Origin of the sequence: Pseudomonas sp. B2M1-30 (assembly GCF_025447575.1) — a bacterium.
GTDB lineage: Bacteria > Pseudomonadota > Gammaproteobacteria > Pseudomonadales > Pseudomonadaceae > Aquipseudomonas > Aquipseudomonas botevensis.
Genome location: NZ_JAOEJT010000006.1, coordinates 150,780 through 167,188 on the forward strand (window position 1 = coordinate 150,780; position 16,409 = coordinate 167,188).

Consider the following 16,409-nt stretch of genomic DNA (forward strand, 5'->3'; position numbering starts at 1 on the left):
GCGAGCACGCCCGTTCTCACAGGGGATGTGTGATGTAGACAGATCCTCGTGGGGGGGGGGCGGGCGGGCGTGCTTGCGCAGGCGTCCGGCAAAACACCGCGAGACTTCTAGGGCCGATACGCCCGCATGAACAGTCCCACCACTTCCTGGACATGACTCTCCGCCGCCTCAGCGGTCGGTGGCTCGCCACAACCCAGCAATACCCGGAAATTCGCCGCGCCCTTGATCAGGCAGAAGAAGTGCTCGGCGGCATTGTGCGGTTTGTCGATGTTCAACACGCCCGAGTCATGGATGCGCTGCAGCAGTTGCCCCATCTCCGACAGCATGCGCTGTGGGCCGGCCTCGAAGAACACCTGCGACAGCTTCGGATCCTGGCTGCCCAGCGCCATCATCAGGCGATGCAGGTTCACCGACTCATCGCTGTTGATCAGTTGCTGGAAGCCTCTGGCAATGTTCAGCAACACATTTTCCACGGCAAAGCCGTCCGGCAATTCGAAGAACAGCGGCGGCAATTGTTCTTCGCATTTGGCCATCACGGCAGCGGAAAACAGCGTCTCCTTGTCGTTGAAATGGCTGTAGACCGTCAGTTTGGAAACGCCGGCCGCGGTGGCCACCGCGTCCATGCTGGTGTTGGCGTAACCCTGAGTCAGAAACAGGGATTTGGCCGCATCGAGAATCGCCTGGCGCTTGACCAGATCCTTCGGACGGCCGGGGCCGTTTGGAGCTGAAAGATTGTTCGACATTCTTCGCTTTTAATACTGGACTGGTGAGTTTGCTATTAATAACATACCGGTCAGTATAATTATTCCAAGCACCATTAGCGAAAGGTCTGTCACCATGTTCCGCCATGCGTTGTCCTTTACGTTGCCAGTCGGTCTGGCGTTTTTATTGTCGGCATGCGGTCAGGAAGAGGTGACGCAAGTCGCCGTGCGACCGGCCATGGTGGTGCAGCCAGAGCCTTCGGCCCAGGCGATGGAAAGTTATCCGGGCGAGGTTCGCGCCCGCTACGAGCCCGATCTGGCGTTCCGCATCGGCGGCAAGGTCAGCCGACGACTGGTCGAAGAAGGCCAGCGAGTGAAGGCCGATCAGCCGCTCGCCGAACTCGATCCCCAGGACGTGCGTCTGCAACTGGAAGCCACCCGTGCCCAGGTCGCCGCCGCCGAAGCCAATCTGAATCTGGTGCGCGCCGAACGCGATCGCTACAAGACCCTCATGGAGCGGCAGATGGTCAGCCGCTCGGCCTACGACAACGCGGAGAATCTGTATCGCTCCGGCGAGGCCCGCCTCAAGCAGATCAAGGCCGAATTCAACGTCTCGACCAACCAGGCCAGCTACGCCGTGCTGCGTGCGCCGCAGGATGGCGTGGTCGCCAAGCGCTCGGTCGAAGTCGGGCAAGTGGTGGCCGCCGGGCAAACCGTGTTCACCCTCGCCACCGATGGCGAGCGGGAAGTGCTGATCAGCCTGCCGGAGCAGAGCTTCGGCCGGTTTAAGGTCGGCCAGGCGGTTTCCGTCGAGTTGTGGACGCAGCAGAACCAGCGCTTTGCCGGGCAGATTCGTGAGCTGTCGCCGGCAGCCGATCCGAAATCCCGCACCTTCGCCGCGCGCATCACCTTCGCCAGCGGCAAGGTGCCGGTCGAACTCGGCCAGAGCGCGCGGGTGTTCGTGCAGACCGCTGATGTCGTCCCGCTGTCGGTGCCGCTCTCGGCGCTGACGGCGGAAAACGGCGCGACCTACGTCTGGGTGGTCAGCGCCAACAATACGTTGAAGAAGACCCCGGTGCGCATCGGCCCGTTCGGTGAAAAAACCGTGCCGGTGCTCGAAGGCCTGAACGCCAGCGACTGGGTAGTGGCGGCCGGTGTTCATGTGTTGCTCGAGGGGCAGCAGGTACGCCCCGTGGATCGCTCCAACCGTGTGGTCAATCTGGCGGACAAGGAGTAAGTCCCGATGCGCTTCAACCTTTCCGAATGGGCGTTGCGTAATCGCCAGATCGTACTGTTCCTGATGCTTCTGCTGGCGATCGTCGGTGCGTTGTCCTACACCAAGCTGGGGCAGAGCGAAGACCCGCCGTTCACCTTCAAGGCCATGGTGATCCAGACCCGCTGGCCGGGTGCGACCGCGCAGGAGGTCTCGCGCCAGGTCACCGAACGCATCGAAAAGAAACTGATGGAAACCGGCGAATACGAACGCATCGTGTCGTTCTCCCGCCCCGGCGAATCCCAGGTCACGTTCATTGCCCGCGACTCGATGCATTCGGTGGAAATCCCCGACCTCTGGTATCAGGTGCGCAAGAAGGTCGGCGACATTCGCCAGACCCTGCCGCCGGGCATTCAGGGGCCGTTTTTCAACGATGAATTCGGCACCACTTTCGGCAACATCTATGCCCTGACCGGCGACGGTTTCGACTACGCGGTGCTCAAGGATTACGCCGACCGTATCCAGATCCAGTTGCAACGGGTCAAGGACGTGGGCAAGGTCGACCTGCTGGGCTTGCAGGACGAGAAAATCTGGGTCGAATTATCCAACGTCAAACTCGCCACCCTCGGCCTGCCCCTGGCGGCGGTGCAGCAGGCGCTGGAAGAGCAGAACGCGGTGTCCACCGCCGGGTTCTTCGAAACCGGCAGCGAGCGATTGCAGCTACGGGTTTCAGGGAATTTTCAGACAGTTGACGAGATCCGCAACTTCCCGATCCGGGTGGGTGACCGCACCTTCCGCATCTCCGATGTCGCCGACGTTCGACGCGGTTTCAACGATCCGCCGGCGCCACGCATGCGTTTCATGGGCGAAGATGCCATCGGTCTTGCGGTGGCGATGAAGGACGGCGGCGACATTCTGGTGTTGGGCAAGGCGCTGGAAATCGAATTCGCCCGCATCCAGAAAAACCTTCCGGCCGGCATGCAGTTGCGCAAGGTCTCCGATCAGCCGGCGGCGGTGAAAACCGGTGTTGGCGAGTTCGTCCAGGTGCTGGTCGAAGCGCTGGCGATCGTGTTGCTGGTGAGCTTCTTCTCTCTTGGCGTGCGCACCGGCATGGTGGTGGCACTGACCATTCCGCTGGTGTTGGCGATGACCTTCGCCTGCATGTATTACCTCGGCATCGGCCTGCACAAGATATCCCTCGGCGCGCTGGTGCTGGCGCTGGGTCTGCTGGTGGACGACGCAATCATCGCCGTGGAAATGATGGCGATCAAAATGGAGCAGGGCTTCGACCGGATCAAGGCGGCCAGTTACGCCTGGACCAGCACCGCGTTCCCGATGCTCACCGGCACGCTGATCACTGCCGCCGGTTTCCTGCCGATCGCCACCGCGCAGTCCGGCACCGGCGAATACACCCGCTCGATCTTCCAGGTGGTGACCATCGCGCTGCTCGCGTCCTGGGTGGCGGCGGTGGTGTTTGTGCCGTATCTGGGGGAAAAGCTCCTGCCGGATCTGGCGAAAATTCATGCAGCCAAACATGGCACCGGCGACGGCCAACCGGACCCTTATGGCACACCGTTCTATCAGCGGGTTCGCCGTCTGGTGGAGTGGTGTGTACGGCGGCGCAAAACCGTGATCCTGCTGACCGTGGGGTTGTTCGTTGCTTCGGTGATGCTGTTCCGCTTCGTGCCGCAGCAATTCTTCCCGGCCTCCAACCGACTCGAATTGATGGTCGATCTGAAACTGGCGGAAGGGGCTTCGCTGGCCAATACCACTGCCGAAGTCAAGCGACTGGAGGCGATGCTCAAGGATCACGCCGGCATCGATAACTACGTGGCTTATGTCGGCACCGGATCGCCGCGTTTCTACCTGCCACTGGATCAGCAACTGCCGGCCGCCAGCTTCGCCCAGTTCGTGGTGCTGGCGAAAACCATCGAGGAGCGCGAAGCCCTGCGCAGCTGGTTGATCGATACGCTCAACGAGCAATTCCCGGCCCTGCGTTCGCGGGTCACGCGCCTGGAGAACGGGCCGCCGGTCGGCTATCCGGTGCAGTTCCGGATCACTGGCGAACACATCGAGGAAGTCCGCGCCCTGGCGCGCAAGGTTGCGGCCAAGGTGCGCGAGAACCCGCATGTGGCGAACGTGCATCTGGACTGGGAAGAGCCGAGCAAGGTCGTCTACCTGAACATTGATCAGGACCGTGCCCGCGCCCTTGGCGTGAGTACCGCGAATCTGGCGAAATTTCTCCAGAGTTCGCTGACCGGTTCCAGCGTCAGCCAGTATCGCGAAGACAACGAGCTGATCGAGATCCTCCTGCGCGGCACCGTGCATGAACGCACCGAACTGTCGCTGCTGCCGAGCCTGGCGGTGCCGACCGACAACGGTCGCAGCGTGGCGCTGTCGCAGATCGCCACGCTGGAATATGGCTTCGAAGAGGGCATCATCTGGCACCGCAATCGTCTGCCGAACGTGACCGTGCGGGCCGACATTTATGGCAAGGAGCAGCCGGCGACGCTGGTCAAACAGATCATGCCGACCCTTGATCCGATCCGTGCCGAACTGCCGGACGGTTATCTGCTGGACGTGGGCGGTACGGTGGAAGACTCCGAACGTGGGCAGAAGTCGGTGAATGCCGGCGTGCCGATGTTCATTGTCGTGGTGCTGACGTTGCTGATGGTGCAACTGCGCAGTTTCTCACGCACGGCGATGGTATTTCTGACGGCGCCGCTGGGGTTGATCGGGGTGACGCTGTTCCTGATGGTGTTCCGTCAGCCGTTCGGGTTTGTGGCGATGCTGGGAACGATTGCACTGTCGGGGATGATCATGCGCAACTCGGTGATTCTGGTGGATCAGATCGAGCAGGACATCGCGGCTGGCTTGAAGCCCTGGCAAGCGATCATCGAGGCGACGGTGCGCAGGTTCCGGCCGATTGTGCTGACGGCGCTGGCGGCGGTGCTGGCAATGATTCCGCTGTCGCGCAGTGTGTTTTTCGGGCCGATGGCGGTGGCGATCATGGGCGGGTTGATTGTTGCTACGGCGTTGACGTTGTTGTTTTTGCCGGCGCTTTATGCGGCTTGGTTCAGGGTTCGTCGGGATTCTTGAATGGGTTTGGGCTTGGGCTTGGCGGCCTCTGGGCCGACCAGCCTTTGGGTGTTTAGTGTACATATCCGTTGCTTCGGGTGGTGCTGATGGCGGTTTCGCCCTTACGGCGAGTCACCTTTTTCAGACGCCAAAAAGGTAACCCAAAAGGCTTGGCCGCGGCGTTCGGCCCCTCGCCTAGGCTCGGAGTTCCTTCGTTCCGGGATCCATCCGGGGGCATCGCCTACGGTTTGCTTCGCTGCACCTCCTCTCGATGTGTTTGGCTGCGCCAAACGGTCGCTGCGCTCCCACCCCCGGATAAATCCCTCCACTCAGCCTGCCGAAGGGGCCGGCACGGCAAGATCAAAAGCGGTACTCGAGCTAACGCTCATTGTGTTGAGTGGTGAGAAGCGGATGCGGGTTTCTCAGGCTTCTTTTGCTTTTGGGAGTGGGCTTGCCCACTAAGGCGGCCTACGAGCCGACCGGGTTTTGGTGGGGGTACATATTCTTTACTGCCGCTGTGGTCAGTTCCCTCTCCCTCTGGGCGGTCCGACGTTTCGGGAGGGCCAGGGTGAGGGCAGCGATCTAAAGTCTGCTGGACAACTACCAGGAATCCATGAAGCCAACCTGACAACCAGCAATCCCGGCAAGGATCTTCATACCTGCATAGCGGGGCCGATGGACTGGATCTGACGTATTTCATCGACTTCCAGTGCTCGGTGATTTTGCGGGCGGTGAGTGGTTTTGCTGACGTCTACCGCAAAAGTCTGGCGTACACCGAAGACTTTGAGCGATGGCTGACGAGTTCGGGCTTTTTTGATTGCCTGACGGAAAAACAGCGTGCGGTTCATCGGGTTGCCAAGAGCGGGGTGGCAAAGGAGTTTACGGCGAGCAATGTGCGGGAGCATCTTGGTTGCGGCTACAACACGGCGGTGTCGAGCCTGAACGGTTTGGTAGAGTTGCAGATTTTCGAGAAGAGAAAGATGGGGCGCGAGTGGGTATTTTTCTTGCGTGCCCCTTCGGCCACCGGCTTACAGAACGGAAGCGAGAGAGCCCGCTTCCGTGCCATTTCGGCTTAAAGCGTCCCGAAGACCTTCTTCGCCAGACTCGTCGCCGCAGCGGCCGGGTTCTTGCGGATGGTTTCTTCCTGTTTGCCGATCATTTCGAACAAGCCGTTCAGCGCCTGTTCGGTCACGTAGCTTTCGATGTTGGCGCTCTTGGCATCCACAACACCGAACGTCGCGGCCTGGCCTGCAAACGAGTTGTACTTTTGTGCCACGCCGACTTTGTCGGTGGCTTGTTTGACGATCGGCAGGAACTTGGCGCGGATCTGTTCGCGGCTGCTCTTGTCCAGGTATTGGGTGGCGGAGTCGTTGCCGCCGCTGAGGATGCCCTTGGCATCTTCCACGCTCATTTTTTTCACCGCATCGACCAGGATCGGCTGGGCCTGGGTCACAGCGGTTTCCGCCGCTTTGTTCATGGCTGTTTCCAGTTCGTCGACCTGGGCGCCCATGCCGAAGGCTTTCATCTTGCCGGCGACTTTGCCGAGTTTGCCCGGCAGTTCGATCTTCACGTCAGGGTTGTTGCTGAAACCGCCCGGGGTGCCGAGTTGTTTGACGGCCAGTTGTGCACCCTGGGTCAGGGCGTCCTTGAGGCCGCCGGTGGCGTCGTTTTGTGACAGGTCGCTGAGTGACAGGGCCAGGGCGCTGGCGGAGATCATCAGGCCCGCGCACAGGCCGGCGAAGCGAAGGGTAGGGCGAAGCATGGTGGCTTCCTTGTTCCAGAGTGTGAATTAACGGGCGGCGTCGACGCGGACTTTCAGCGGCTGGGGATCCTTGCCATCGAGTTGTACGGCGTGGTGTTCGGTGGTGATGAACATCAGTTCGCCGTTGACTTCGATGCGTGCGCTGACCGAATAACGGTGGCCCGGCTTGACCTGAGCGGGATCGTAGCTCAAGTGGAACGGCAGCGGCACCTGGCCTTTGACCGGGCCTTTCTGCTCATCCAGCACCACGGCGGGTGCGTCCGCCAAGGATACGTCCTGCAGGCTCACGCTCAAGGTCGCGCTCGGTGGCAAAGCGATGCGTTGCAGGTAGAACACTTCGCCGTCGAGGCCGACCTTGCCAGCAGGGGTGGTCGATTGGCAGGCGCTCAACAGTGTGGCGGCGGCGAGAAGGGTGAGTTTTTTCATCGGGACCTCAAAGACGTTTGCGCCGGAAGAGTCCCGGCGCAAACACGAATCTAGCGGATTTTGGCCGTAGCGTCAGTGAACAAACGTAAGGGCGCTTGCGCCCATTGCGAGAGTTTCTGCGTCAGCCTTCCGGGTTGTCCGAGGGAAACGGGCGCCAGTTCGACGTGCCCCGGAGAGACCGTGATCTGTTGGTGGTAGCGGCTTTCGATGCCGGTCAGTGCGTAGCGTTTTCCCGGTGTTATTTTTTGCGGATCGTACTTGAGATAAAACGAGCTGGCCGTTTGTTCATCGTGCATGACCCGTATCAGTTCGACAGTGGGGTCTGCGACTTCATGCAAACTGACTGTGACGGCCTCTTCGGTCGCAAAAGTATCGGGTTGTTGCACTTCTACATATAACAGTCCGATTGGACTCAGATGGATGGTCTGGCGGTAGGGCGCCTGATTGACGATCACGAAATAGTCTTGTTCGATCAACAGGGGGTGTTGATTGTGGAACATCTGCACGTTGATTTGATAGCGGACGCCGATATCGTCGTAAGGATGCACGAATTGGAACTTCCAGCCTGCCTCAAAGAGTCTGGGGCGGCGCCACTCATCAACGGCGACCACGGATTTGCTATTGATGGCTTTGACGCTGACGACCGTTTCATTATTACCGTCGAACGGTGGTTGAAACTCCGGGGGCAAACTGAAGTTTAAAGTTACAGAGGAGGGCTGTGTATTTAACAGGCTCATCTCGATATCCCTATCGCGATTAATTGAATGCGCCCATTAATTCATGAATCAACTAACAGGGGAACAAGCGTATTCCCCTGTTAGTTGTCTGCAAGTTTCAGACGGCGGGCGTACTCGCTGTTTCCGCCGCATCTTCGCTGCGATGCAGCGCCACCTGACGGATCGACAGCCGGATATCCGCCGGCAGCACCCGTTTCGCCGCGCCTTCGGCCAGCTCGCCGAGCAGTTCGTGGTAACTCAATTTGCCTGCTTCGTCGCGACGCAGCACGTCGAGGTCGAGCAGGGTCTGGATGAAGTGACGGAACAGGCTCTTGTCGAAGAACTCCGGCGCGTTCAGGCCATGCAGGATCGACAGGCGCTGGGCCATGACCGTACACAGGTCTTCCAGCTCTTCGGCGCTGATGCTGTTCTGGCCGCTGTTGAGCAGCAGCGAGACGGTCATGTAGAAGCGCTGCAGCGTCTGGGCGATGCTCTTGGACAGCAGGGTCAGCAGCACGAAATGCCGCGAACTCGGCGCCGGGCGCAGGTACACGTCGTTCTCGAAGCGCAGCAGGCCCTGTTCGACGAACGCCTCCAGCCACTGGTCGATCACCGCGTCCAGTTCGTCCAGGCTCCAGCGGATGAACAGCTCCGATTGCAGGTACGGATACAGCGCGCGGGTATAGCGCAGGATCTGTTCGCGGCTCATGCGCGAAGTGCTCTGGAAGAAGCTCGCCAGCAGCGCCGGCAGGGCGAAGATGTGCAGCACGTTGTTGCGGTAGTAGGTCATCAGGACGGCGTTCTGCTCGTCCAGATAGAGGATCTTGCCCAGCGCATCGTTCTGCTCGGACAGCAGATCCATGCTCTTCACATGCTCGATCAGCGCCCGTCCGTCACCCTCCGGCAAGGTGGTGTGCGGCGAATATGGCACTTTGCGCAGCAGCGCCAGGTACAGGTCCAGCACCCGCGCCATGGCGCGGTCGTCCAGCGCCAGGCGGGTGGTCGACAGCAGCGCCAGGGCCACCAGGTTGACCGGGTTGATCGCCGCCGCTTCGTTCAAGTGCCGGGCGACTTTTTCGCCCAGGCGGTTGGTGGTTTCGTTGAGCCACGCCGGTTTGAACTGCGGGCCGAGCTCCTGTTGGCGCCAGTCCGGCTGTTCGCTGTCGAGGAATTCCGCCAGTTTGATCGGTTCGCCGAAGTTGACCGCTACCTGGCCGAAACGCTGCTTGAGCGCGCCAATGACTTTGAAGATGTCGAAGATCGACTCTTTCTTCTTGCTCGCACCCCGCAGTTCGCCGAGGTAAGTACGTCCTTCAAGGACGCGCTCGTAACCGATGTACACCGGCACAAACACGATCGGCATCCGCGACGAGCGCAGGAAGCTGCGCATCGTGATCGCCAGCATCCCGGTTTTCGGTTGCAGCATGCGCCCGGTGCGCGAGCGGCCGCCTTCGACGAAATATTCGACCGGGAAGCCTTTGGTGAACAGGGTATGGAGGTATTCGTTGAACACCGAGGTGTACAGCGGATTGCCCTTGAACGTGCGGCGCATGAAGAACGCGCCACCACGGCGCAACAGGCTGCCGATCACCGGCATGTTCAGGTTGATCCCGGCGGCGATATGCGGCGGGGTCAGGCCATTGCGAAACAGCAAGTAGGACAGCAACAGGTAGTCGATGTGGCTGCGATGGCAGGGCACGTAGATCACTTCGTGGCCGGGGGCGATCTTCTGCACGCCTTCGATGTGGTTGACCTTGATCCCGTCGTAGATCTTGTTCCAGAACCAGCTCAGCACCACTTCGAGGAAGCGGATGGCGGTGTAGGTGTAGTCCGAGGCGATCTCGTTGCCGTAGCGCAGGGCCTGGGCCTTGGCTTTTTCGGCGGAGATGTTTTCGCGTTCGGCCTCATCGAGGATCGCTTGCTTGACCAGCGGCTGATTGAGCAGGCCTTTGACCAGATTGCGCCGGTGGGAAATGTCCGGGCCGATCACCGCCGTTTTCAGGTTGCGGAAATGCACCCGCAGGATCCGCTGGGCCATGCGCACGGTGCGCTCGTGGCCCTTGTTGTGCTCGATCAGCTCGCGCAGGTGAATCGGCGCCGAGAACTGCACGCGGGTCTTGCGCCCCAGAATCATGATGCTCAGCAGCCGACGCAAACGCCCGGTGACCGCCCAGCTATCGGCGAACAGCAGTTTCCACGGGCTCGATTCGCTGTCCGGCGACTGGCCCCAGAACACGCTGACCGGGATGATCTGCGCGTCTTCGGCGGCGTTTTGGCTGAGGGCGCTGACCAGTCGGGTCAGGGTTGGCGGCGCGCCACGTTTGTCCTGACGGCCGAGCCAGTCGGGATCCGGCGTCAGGTAGAAGAACGCCGCCGGTTCGACCAGCGAGCCCACCGATACCGGCAGCACCGGGCGCGGCAGGCCGGCCTTGGTGCATTCGGTGTCGACCACCGCCAGATCCGTGAGCGAAGGGTTTTGCAGGACGTAGAACACCGGACGACTGCGGTCGAGGTTGAGGGTGAACGACGACTGGTTGATCGTCTCGGAGCGAACCCAGAGATACAACAGTCGGCGCAAGGTGCCAAACACAAGACGGCGGAACGGGGAACGGGTCATACGGCTTCTGCGTGAGTTGATAAACCGAGCGTTTGCTCGGGCGGTCGATAGTGTGCCGGATTCATGGAAAATCGGCAAAAAAGCAGCGAAGTAATCTCCTGTTGAGACTTTTCGTGCCTGTCATATACTCGGCGGTCTGTCGCCGAGGCCCTTGTATGGACGTCGGACGCAGGCTGACGTTCCTCAAGGCTTTCCTGCGAAAAGCCCGTTCAATAATAAAAAAGGAGTATGAACAGATGGCAACACGTGAAACCGGCAACGTGAAGTGGTTCAACGATGCCAAAGGCTACGGCTTCATTCAGCGCGAAGACGGGCTGGACGTTTTCGTGCATTACCGCGCGATCCGTGGCGAAGGCCACCGTTCGCTGACTGAAGGTCAGCGGGTCGAGTATGCGGTGGTGGAGGGGCAGAAAGGCTTGCAGGCCGAGGATGTAGTAGGCCTGTAACACAAAACCAATGTGGGAGCAGGCTTGCTCCCGCATTGGTTTTGTTTGAGGCTGAAATCAGCTCGTACGCCAGGTGATTTCTTCTTCACCATCGGCGCTGATGCGAATCCAGCGATCGGCCGATTCCTCGCCTTCTTCCTCGACCCAGGTGCCCGGTGCGCAGCGCACTTCGACGTTCAGCGCGGCGAACGCGGCGCGGGCGCAGGCGATGTCGTCGTCCCATGGGGTCTCGTCGCTTTCCAGGTACAGGCTGTTCCACTTGCCCACGGCTTTTGGCAGCCAGGTCACGGGGATGTTGCCGGCCTTGCACTTCCAGGTCTGGCCTTTCTGCACCCATTCGCTGCACTCGCCCAGTGCTGAGTCGAGCCAGGCCGAAATGGCCTTGTGGTCGACGTCGGCGTCTTTCAGGTAAATCTCGATGTCCGGTTGGCGCATGGATGTCCTCACTGCGGGTCTGAAAAATCCATTCGCGGATTTAGCCGGTCCCGGGCTGCTCGCCCGAGTCCAAAAGTTTATTGAAGAACGAAATAATCGTAGCGCATCGAGACGGTGGTCTCGAACGGCTCGGCCTGCTCGATCACCGCTGCACGGCGTTCGGCACTGGCGCGCCAGCCGTGGGGCGTCATTGCCAGCAGGTTGGCGCGATCCGCTGGCTTGTCCAGCGTCAGCTTGAACTCCAGGGTTTCGCTGTGTGCCAGCGCCATGCCTTCGGGCACCAGCGCCAGATGCTTGTCGTCGGTGTACTCGCGCACTTCGTCGTACAGGCGTTCGCGCAGTTCCATCAGATGGCCGCTGGTCGGCCCGACTTTCATCAGGCCGCCGCCGACGCTGAGCAGGCGCTTGGCCTCTGCCCAGTCCAGCGGGCTGAAAACACTGGCGAGAAACTGGCAACTGGCGGACGCCAGCGGCACCCGGGCCATACTGGCGATCAACCAGGTCAATTGCGGGTTGCGTTTGCAGGCGCGCTTCACCGCCTCGCGGGAAATGTCCAGCGCGTAGCCATCGGCATCCGGCAGGGCCTCGGCGATCTGCGCGGTGTAGTAACCCTCGCCACAACCGATGTCGACCCAGCGGGCCGGTGCGTAACTCGCCGCCAGTTCCGCCAGACGCCTGGCCACCGGCGCGTAATGACCGGCATTCAGAAAGTCACGACGGGCTTCGACCATCGCCTGGTTGTCGCCAGGGTCGCGGCTGTTCTTGTGTTGCACCGGCAGCAGGTTCAGGTAACCCTGGCGCGCACGGTCGAACCGATGCCCGGCGGGGCAGGCCACGCCGTTGTCCACCGCGTTGAGCGGTTCACTGCAGATCGGGCACGCGAGCATCAGGCGAGCAACTTGATCAGGGTCTGGTAGTAGATCTCGGTCAGCACGTCGAGATCGGCCGCCAGCACGCGCTCGTTGACCTGGTGGATGGTCGCGTTGACCGGCCCCAGTTCAACCACCTGAGTACCCATGGTGGCGATGAAGCGACCATCGGAGGTGCCGCCGCTGGTGGACGCCTTGGTTTCGCGACCGGTGATCTGCTTGATGCTCGACGACACCGCGTCGAGCAGCGCGCCCGGTTCGGTGAGGAATGGCAGGCCGGACAGCGCCCAGTCGATGTGCCAGTCCAGATTGTGCTTGTCGAGAATGTCGGCGACGCGCTTCTGCAAGCCTTCGACGGTGGATTCGGTGGAGAAACGGAAGTTGAACAACGCCACCAGATCGCCTGGAATCACGTTGGTCGCGCCGGTGCCGGAGTTGACGTTGGAAATCTGGAAACTGGTCGGCGGGAAGAAGTCGTTGCCGTGATCCCAGTGCTCGGCGGCCAGTTCCGCCAGGGCCGGGGCGGCGAGGTGGATCGGGTTCTTCGCCAGGTGCGGATACGCCACATGGCCCTGCACACCGCGCAGGGTCAGCTTGGCGCCGAGGGAGCCGCGACGACCGTTTTTCACCACGTCGCCGACCAGGGTGGTGCTGGACGGCTCGCCGACGATGCACCAGTCCAGGCGCTCGTTGCGTGCGACAAGGCGTTCAACCACAGCCTTGGTGCCGTGGTGCGCCGGGCCTTCTTCGTCGCTGGTGATCAGGAACGCGACCTTGCCTTTGTGGTTCGGGTAGTCGGCGACGAAGCGCTCGGCCGCCACGGTCATCGACGCCAGGCTGCCTTTCATGTCCGCCGCACCACGGCCGCAGAGCATGCCGTGTTCATCAATCACCGCGTTGAACGGGTCGATCTGCCAGGCGGTCACCGGGCCGGTCGGCACCACATCGGTGTGGCCGGCGAAGCACAGCACTGGGCCGTCGCCCTGGCCGTGGGTCGCCCAGAAGTTATCCACATCCTCGATGCGCATCGGCTCCAGGTTGAACCCGGCATCGCCCAGGCGCTGCATCATCTGCTTCTGGCAATCGGCGTCGACCGGCGTCACGGACGGACGGCGGATCAGGTCGATGGCGAGTTGGAGGGTCGGCGAAAGGTCGGCGTGGGCCGTCATGGAAAACTCCGGAAATCATGAATGTGGGCGCGGACTAATGCGGGAGCGGGCTTGCTTGCGAAAGCGTTCAATCAGCCAACATAGATGTTGAATGTTACAAAGCCTTCGCGAGCAAGCCCGCTCCCGCAGGGATACCGTCCGGTCAGTAAGACCGTGTATCACGCCAAGCCCTGCAAAATGGCGGTTATCTTAAAGCAAAACGGCGACCATTGGCCGCCGTTTAGTGCATCGGTGAGGATTTAGACCGCCGGTGCCGGTTCAGGCGCCGCAGCCGGTTTTGGCAGCGACGACAGGAACGCCATGATCAGCGCGGCCACGTACGGCAGCGACTGCACCAGCAGCATGGCGACCCAGAAGCGCATGTCATTGCTCGGAATGCCCTGCACCAGGAAGATCCCCAGCGCCGCGCCCCACAACAGCAGCATGATGAACAACTCTTCCCGAGCCTCGGAAATCGCCACCCAGAAACCATGGTTGTCGGCGTTTTTCGGGGTGCGGAAGAACGGAATGCTGCTGGTGAAGAAGCCGTACAGCACCGCTTTGGCGATGGTGTGCGACAACGCCAGTCCTGCCAGCGCGGCGCAGAATGCATCTTTCAGGTTCACGCCGACGGCGCGGCGGTACAGGAAGATGATCTTGCCGACCTTGAACACGAACAGCGCCAGCGGCGGGATCGCGAAGATCAGCAGCGGCGGGTCGACCCGTTGCGGCACGATAATCATCGCCGCCGACCACAACAGCGCGCCGACGGTGAAGAAGATGTTCATGCCGTCCGCGACCCACGGCAGCCAGCCCGCGAGGAAGTGGTAACGCTGGCCACGGGTCAGTTCGGTGTCCTTGCCGCGCAGCAGGCTGCGGGTGTGGCGCTTGATGATCTGGATCGCGCCGTAGGCCCAGCGGAAGCGCTGCTTCTTGAAGTCGATGAAGGTATCCGGCATCAGACCCTTGCCGTAGCTGTCGTGGTAATACGCCGCCGACAGGCCTTTTTCGAATACCCGCAGGCCCAGTTCGGCGTCTTCGCAGATGCACCAGTCGGCCCAGCCCAGCTCTTCGAGTACCGAGCGACGGGTCATGGTCATGGTGCCGTGCTGGATGATCGCGTCGCGGTCGTTGCGGGTGACCATGCCGATGTGGAAGAAGCCTTTGTATTCGGCGTAGCAGAGCTTCTTGAAGGTGCTTTCGTTCTGGTCGCGGTAATCCTGCGGCGACTGCACCACAGCGATTTTCGGGTCGGCGAAGTGCGGCACCATGTGCTTGAGCCAGTTCGGATGCACGCAGTAATCGGAGTCGATCACCGCAATCACTTCGGCATCCTTGGCGGTGTGCGGAATCAGGTAGTTCAGCGCACCACCCTTGAACCCGGCCAGTGGCGAGACGTGGAAGAACTTGAAGCGCGGGCCGAGGGTCGCGCAATAGTCACGTACCGGTTCCCAGACCGCCGGGTCCTTGGTGTTGTTGTCGATGATCAGGACTTCGAAGTCCGGATAGTCGAGGTTGGCCAGGGCGTTGAGGGTCTGTTTGACCATCTCCGGCGGCTCGTTGTAGCACGGCACATGGATCGAGACTTTCGGGCGGTAGTCCGAGTCGCCGACCACCGGCAGGAATTCCCGGCGGCGCTTGTGGATCCACACCGCTTCGGCCAGTTCGTGGGCCTCGGTCAGCAGCACGATGAACACCCCGAGCGCACCAAGCGCCAGCAGGAAACCCACCGTCAGGCTGAACCACGTGCTGTATTGCTGGCTGTAGTCGTAACCGATCCACACCAGCACCGAACCACACAGGAACGCGATAAAGGTCAGGAACGTACGGCCACGCTGACGCAGGGCCGAACCGTCGATCATCAGCAGGGTCAGCGACAGCAGCGCCAGCACCACCGAGCCGATCGCCAGCACCCGCCATTGCGGGATCGCCACCACCGGGCCTTCAAAGTTGAATTTCTGCTGGCGCGCGGCGTTGAACACGCCCCAGTAGGCGCCGACCGAACCTTCGTCGCTGGCCTTCCACGGCTGGTCGAAGGCTTCGATCACGAAGTAGTTGAAACCCTGACGGTTGAGCTTGTTGACCAGCGTGCGCAGGTAGATCGCCTGATCCGCCGGCGACGCATCGGCACCACCGCGCATGCGGCCGTTGCTCGGCCAGCCGACTTCGGACAGCAGCAACGGTTTTTTCGGGAACATCTTTTTCAGGTCGCGGGCGCGGTCGAAAACGAACTGACCGGCCTTGTCCACCGGGATGAACTCCCAGTAGGGCAGAACGTGGGCGGCGATCAGGTCGACGTGCTTGGCCAGTTCCGGGTGTTCTTCCCAGACGTGCCATTGTTCGGAGGTGGTCACCGGTACTTTCACCGCTGCGCGCACGCGGTCGAGCAGGACGCTGAGTTCCTTGGCGGTGATTTCCTTGCGGAAGATCGCCTCGTTGCCGACCACCACGCGAACCACGCTGCGCGAGGTGTTGGCCAGTTCGATGGCGCGGGTGATTTCCCGTTCGTTGCGTTCCTGGTCCGGGCTGATCCAGATCCCCAGGGTCACGCGCAGGCCGAACTCTTCGGCGAGTTTCGGAATGTCCTGCAGGGTGCCATCGACCGAGTAGATGCGGATGTTGTCCGTCAGCTTGCTCATGATCTCCAGGTCGCGGCGCATTTCGTCGTCAGTCGGATACTGATCCTTCTGTGGGAACTGGCCCTGCTGGAATGGCGAATAGGAGAAACCGGAGATTTGCTCCGGCCAGTTCGGCGCGGAGACCGGGCGATTGATCAGCGCCCAGAAACCGGTGAACAGGGCGGCGATTGCCAGAACCACCACCAGGTTGAGACCAAATTTACGCGATGACATAGCTGTTTCGGGTTCCGGAGTCTGTGGAACGAAGGTTCGGTTGGCAGGACGGCTGTTACAGATGCAAAGGGCGCGAATCCTACACCGGCGGTTCACTGGTCGTACACCGAACAGGGAAACGCCCGACATTGGGCAATCCGCTTTGA

General features: G+C 61.1%; 12 protein-coding genes and 1 pseudogene. 4 read left to right on the plus strand and 9 right to left on the minus strand.

The features are described from left to right. Positions 1–107: 107 nt before the first annotated feature. The gene (locus tag N8H74_RS14375; protein ID WP_262148329.1) at positions 108–743 is read right to left on the minus strand and encodes a TetR/AcrR family transcriptional regulator; all 636 of its coding nucleotides are present in this window, start codon (positions 741–743) and stop codon (positions 108–110) included. A 94-nt stretch (positions 744–837) separates the two neighbouring features. Between N8H74_RS14375 and N8H74_RS14380 the strand changes: the two genes are divergently transcribed. The 3 genes and pseudogenes from N8H74_RS14380 to N8H74_RS14390 form a co-directional block, all read left to right on the plus strand. Continuing rightward, complete coding sequence (locus tag N8H74_RS14380; protein ID WP_217832408.1) at positions 838–1,938, plus strand: efflux RND transporter periplasmic adaptor subunit; 1,101 nt, start codon at positions 838–840, stop codon at positions 1,936–1,938. 6 nt (positions 1,939–1,944) lie between these two features. Next, positions 1,945–5,013: an efflux RND transporter permease subunit gene (locus tag N8H74_RS14385; protein ID WP_262148332.1), complete on the plus strand. Its 3,069-nt coding sequence runs from the start codon at positions 1,945–1,947 to the stop codon at positions 5,011–5,013. Positions 5,014–5,633: 620 nt separating this feature from the next. Continuing rightward, positions 5,634–6,068: pseudogene (locus N8H74_RS14390) on the plus strand (Fic family protein); the annotation flags it as partial. Here the strand turns inward: N8H74_RS14390 and N8H74_RS14395 are convergent. The 4 genes from N8H74_RS14395 to plsB form a co-directional block, all read right to left on the minus strand. Then, entirely contained in the window at positions 6,065–6,754 is a 690-nt protein-coding gene (locus N8H74_RS14395; protein ID WP_217832656.1) for a DUF4197 domain-containing protein, read from the minus strand. The pseudogene N8H74_RS14390 and the gene N8H74_RS14395 sit on opposite strands and share 4 nt — an antisense overlap. Positions 6,755–6,781: 27 nt before the next feature. Next, on the minus strand, positions 6,782–7,180 hold the full coding sequence (locus N8H74_RS14400) for a YbaY family lipoprotein (RefSeq protein ID WP_217832655.1): 399 nt from the start codon (positions 7,178–7,180) through the stop codon (positions 6,782–6,784). A 50-nt stretch (positions 7,181–7,230) separates the two neighbouring features. Then, entirely contained in the window at positions 7,231–7,917 is a 687-nt protein-coding gene (locus N8H74_RS14405; protein ID WP_262148334.1) for a YbaY family lipoprotein, read from the minus strand. 97 nt (positions 7,918–8,014) lie between these two features. Next, positions 8,015–10,513: a glycerol-3-phosphate 1-O-acyltransferase PlsB gene (plsB, locus tag N8H74_RS14410; protein WP_217832653.1), complete on the minus strand. Its 2,499-nt coding sequence runs from the start codon at positions 10,511–10,513 to the stop codon at positions 8,015–8,017. A gap of 236 nt (positions 10,514–10,749) precedes the next feature. On the opposite strand from plsB, the gene N8H74_RS14415 reads away from it, so the two are divergent. After that, a complete protein-coding gene (locus tag N8H74_RS14415) occupies positions 10,750–10,959 on the plus strand; it encodes a cold-shock protein (RefSeq protein WP_217832652.1) in 210 nt (69 codons plus the stop codon). A gap of 57 nt (positions 10,960–11,016) precedes the next feature. On the opposite strand, the gene N8H74_RS14420 is transcribed toward N8H74_RS14415, so the two are convergent. The 4 genes from N8H74_RS14420 to N8H74_RS14435 all read right to left on the minus strand — a co-directional run bounded on the left by N8H74_RS14420 (position 11,017) and on the right by N8H74_RS14435 (position 16,263). Next, positions 11,017–11,394 (minus strand): hypothetical protein, encoded by a 378-nt coding sequence (locus tag N8H74_RS14420; protein WP_217832651.1) that lies wholly within the window; start codon positions 11,392–11,394, stop codon positions 11,017–11,019. A gap of 77 nt (positions 11,395–11,471) precedes the next feature. Beyond that, a complete protein-coding gene (locus N8H74_RS14425; protein ID WP_217832650.1) occupies positions 11,472–12,281 on the minus strand; it encodes a putative RNA methyltransferase in 810 nt (269 codons plus the stop codon). Beyond that, positions 12,281–13,432, minus strand: coding sequence for a succinyl-diaminopimelate desuccinylase (dapE, locus tag N8H74_RS14430; RefSeq protein WP_262148339.1), 1,152 nt, complete (start codon positions 13,430–13,432; stop codon positions 12,281–12,283). Before dapE ends, N8H74_RS14425 begins: the two co-directional genes overlap by 1 nt. Before the next feature lie 239 nt (positions 13,433–13,671). Further along, on the minus strand, positions 13,672–16,263 hold the full coding sequence (locus N8H74_RS14435; RefSeq protein ID WP_262148341.1) for a glycosyltransferase: 2,592 nt from the start codon (positions 16,261–16,263) through the stop codon (positions 13,672–13,674). Positions 16,264–16,409 lie beyond the last annotated feature (146 nt).